The sequence below is a fragment of the uncultured Sutterella sp. genome (assembly GCF_937923675.1).
Lineage (GTDB): Bacteria > Pseudomonadota > Gammaproteobacteria > Burkholderiales > Burkholderiaceae_F > Sutterella.
In genome coordinates this window covers 1-3,365 of the sequence record NZ_CALDXB010000090.1, presented here as the reverse complement: position 1 = coordinate 3,365, position 3,365 = coordinate 1, and the positions used below count along the sequence as shown (strand labels likewise).

The following is a 3,365-nucleotide window of genomic DNA, read 5'->3' as shown; positions in this document are numbered from 1 at the left end:
TCTGGTAGGCACGATTGGATTCGAACCAACGACCCCCACCATGTCAAGGTGATGCTCTAACCAACTGAGCTACGTGCCTGATAGAGCTTCACGAGCAACGTGAGGTGTGAATTATATATAGGTTTTGCTAAAAAGCAAGAGGGCGGGGAAATTTTTTCTGAATTTTCTTCTTCACGTCCCTCAGTCTTGCATTTCTCATTGTTTTCTGTGGATTAAAAAGAGATGAGATTCTCTTCCTGATGCTGCTTCAAATGACGCAGCCCACCGCGGACGCGATGGGCTGCTGTCTGGACCGCCCTGCACCGGGCAAAGATCACCCGGGCTATGGCAGAACCTTACACGCGGCGTGCCGAAAGCACTCCAGGCACCTGCCTCAGGCTCGCGAGAACCATCTTCATGGCGTCGCCGCCCTTCACTTCAACCGCGAAGCGCATGTGCTGGTCGCCCTTCACGAACTGCGAGTTGATCCCCGTGATATGCACCTTCTCGCGCTGGAAGACTTCGGAGACATCCTTCATGAGGCCGGGACGATCCTGAGCGACGATGAGAAGGTCCGCCGGGTAGATCGACTCGGCAATGCCGCCGCCCCAGCTCACCTCAATCAGGCGGTCATGATCCTGCTCGACCATGTTTCTGAGGTTCGGGCAGTCGGCTCGGTGAATCGTCACGCCTCTTCCGCGGGTGACGTAGCCCACGATTTCGTCGGGCGGCACCGGGTGGCAGCAGCGGGCGAGCTGCGTGAGGAGAGAATCCATTCCGACGACAAGGACCTTCCCCTTCTTGGAGGGGGCAGACTCCTGCCTCACGACGAGTTCGGGCTCCTTCGGCGCCTCTTCCTTCGGGGGCTGTACGGCCTGCGCAAGCGCTGTGAGCGTAATTTCCTCGCGGGCGAATGCAATGCAGAGGTCGTCGACGGAATCAAAGCCTAAGCGCTTCGCGAGGTCGTCGAGCTTCACAGCGGTTTTGCCGAGGCGCGCGAGTTCCTTATCAAGCCTCTCGCGTCCTTCCTGCAGAAGCTGCGCGAGCTGCTGGGCGTTGAACCACTGACGGACCTTGTTGCGGGTGCGAGGGCTTGCCGCGTAGCCGAGCTCGGGGTTCAGCCAGTCGCGCGAGGGCTGCCCGGTCTTCCCGGCAATGATTTCCACCGTCTGACCGGTTTTCAGCTTCGTATTGAGCGGCACCATGGCGCCGTCCACGCGCGCGCCGCGGCAGCGGTGGCCGAGCTGCGTGTGAACGAGGTAGGCGAAGTCGACAGGCGTCGCGCCCGCTGGCAATTCCACCACGCGTCCCTGGGGCGTGAGGCAGTAGACATGGTCGTCCTCCACCGCATGCGCATCCTTATGGGGGTCCGAGCCCATGTCAGAACGCCAGGCGAGAAGCTGGCGAAGCCACGCAACGCGCTGCTCCTCGGCAATCGACGCGCCGTTCGAATTCCCGGCTTCCTTATAGCGCCAGTGCGCCGCAACGCCCAATTCAGCAAACTCATGCATCGCGCGCGTGCGGATCTGGATTTCGATGGGGCGGCCCGCCTTGTCGGTCACAACCGTATGAAGCGACTGATAGCCGTTCGGCTTCGGGTTCGCGATGTAGTCGTCGTATTCCTTCGAGAGAATCGTGAAGTTTTCCTGCACGATGGAGAGCACTTCATAGCACTGCTCGACCGTGCCCACGATGATGCGGAGCGCCCTCACGTCAAAGAGCTGGTCGAAGCGCAGGTGCTTTCTCTGCATCTTCTTCCAGATCGAATAGATGTGCTTCGGGCGCCCGGAGATATCGGCCTCAATGCCGTGAGCCTTGAGGAGCGCCCTCACCTTTTCGACCGCGTGCTGCATGAATTCGAGGCGTTCCTCGCGGGATTCGTCGAGTTCGTTCGCGATCTCGCGGTATTCCTCAGGACGCGTGAAGCGAAGCGACAGGTCCTCGAGCTCCCACTTGATCTGCCAGATGCCGAGGCGATTGGCAAGCGGCGCATAAATCGCGAGCGTTTCTGCACCGAACTCCTTCGCGCCCTCCGCTCCGGACGTCGCAAACCACCGAAGCGTCTGGAGGCGGCTTGCGAGCTTCAGGAGCACCACGCGCAGATCCTGGCACATTGCGAGGAACATGCGGCGAAGGGCCTCAGGCTGCACGGCAGCGCTCGCTTCCTTGCTTTCCGAGCGGGCGCGCTTCGAGAGGTCATTCATTTTGCTCAACTCTGCAACAAGCCCGGCAACGGTGCTTCCGAAGCTCTTCGTAATCCAGTCTTCGGAGTTGGCAACGAACTTCGGAACGCTGTAGAGGTACGCCGCAGCCAGAAGCTCCGGATCGTTGCGGATGCCGACAAGGATTTTGGCGACGCCCTCGGCGTGCGCGAGAACAGGTTCACCCGTCGAGAGCGTGCGGCCGCTGTAGAGCGGCTCCACAAGGCTCTTCGCAAGTTCGGGATCAGCGACAGGACGATTCTCCGTCGTTTCCATGTTGGCTTTCTCCTCGTGTGTTTTCTACTCTTTGTTCTTCTCTTGCAGTCTTTTGAGGAGATATCGCGGCTTCTGCGGCCGGATGAATTCTCCTCCGAGTATTCCTATTCTAAGAAAGGAGGAGCAGGAAAGAGGCACACGCAATCTTTTCGATCGCATTTGCTTACGGAATCGTTTCCGGATCGAAAGACCCGGACTGAATGCCAGCCGGCGAGATGGGGCGCCTTAGCGGTGGCGGCCCGCTGGATCCCGGACCCAAGAGTTAGACGGATCAAAATGAATTTCGGGACCGCAAGGTTCCTGGATCTGAGCCGAAAGACTCATGCAGGCCCGCGACGGTGGGAAGCCAATGAAAGACGTTTTCTCCGACTGCGGATATGACAAAGCCCGGTGTTGGAGCACCGGGCCTGGTCGACTTCTTGAGAGGTTAACTATGGTTACCACCCATTCCTTCCTCTCGTCAGAGATTGTACCGCCGATCAACTTCACCTAGACGGGTGATGTGTCGATCGGATGTTCGACATTTGCCATCTTCGTTCCCATCGTTACCTTGATCTCCCAGTATGGATTACGTGAGCAGCGTAAAACGAAAACGCGTGAGCAAGGCACTTTTCCTTTGGGTGAAGCGTCCTCCCTTGTTTTGAGTATGACGCTGCCTCTAGGCATTCAATCATGGCAAAATGCCTGTACGCGAGATGGAACACCGGGCAGCGTCTGCCTGCAGGATCCCAGACCCAAGGGTTCGACGGATCTCTAAAAAATTTCGGGGCCGCAAGGTTCCGGGATCTGAGCCGTAAGGCTCAAGCAGGCCCGCGACCGTGAGAAGCCAACGAAAGACGATTTCTCCGACAGCGGAATCGGGTAGAGGGCCCCTTTGCAGGGTGCCCCCTCCCACACCGCATGCCCCAG

At 58.8% G+C, this 3,365-nt stretch carries 1 protein-coding gene and 1 tRNA gene; both read right to left on the bottom strand.

What is annotated here, in order from left to right:
- Positions 1-2: 2 nt before the first annotated feature.
- Positions 3-79, bottom strand: a tRNA-Val gene (locus Q0106_RS10745).
- A gap of 256 nt (positions 80-335) precedes the next feature.
- On the bottom strand, positions 336-2,456 hold the full coding sequence (locus tag Q0106_RS10740) for a bifunctional (p)ppGpp synthetase/guanosine-3',5'-bis(diphosphate) 3'-pyrophosphohydrolase (protein WP_297612727.1): 2,121 nt from the start codon (positions 2,454-2,456) through the stop codon (positions 336-338).
- Positions 2,457-3,365 lie beyond the last annotated feature (909 nt).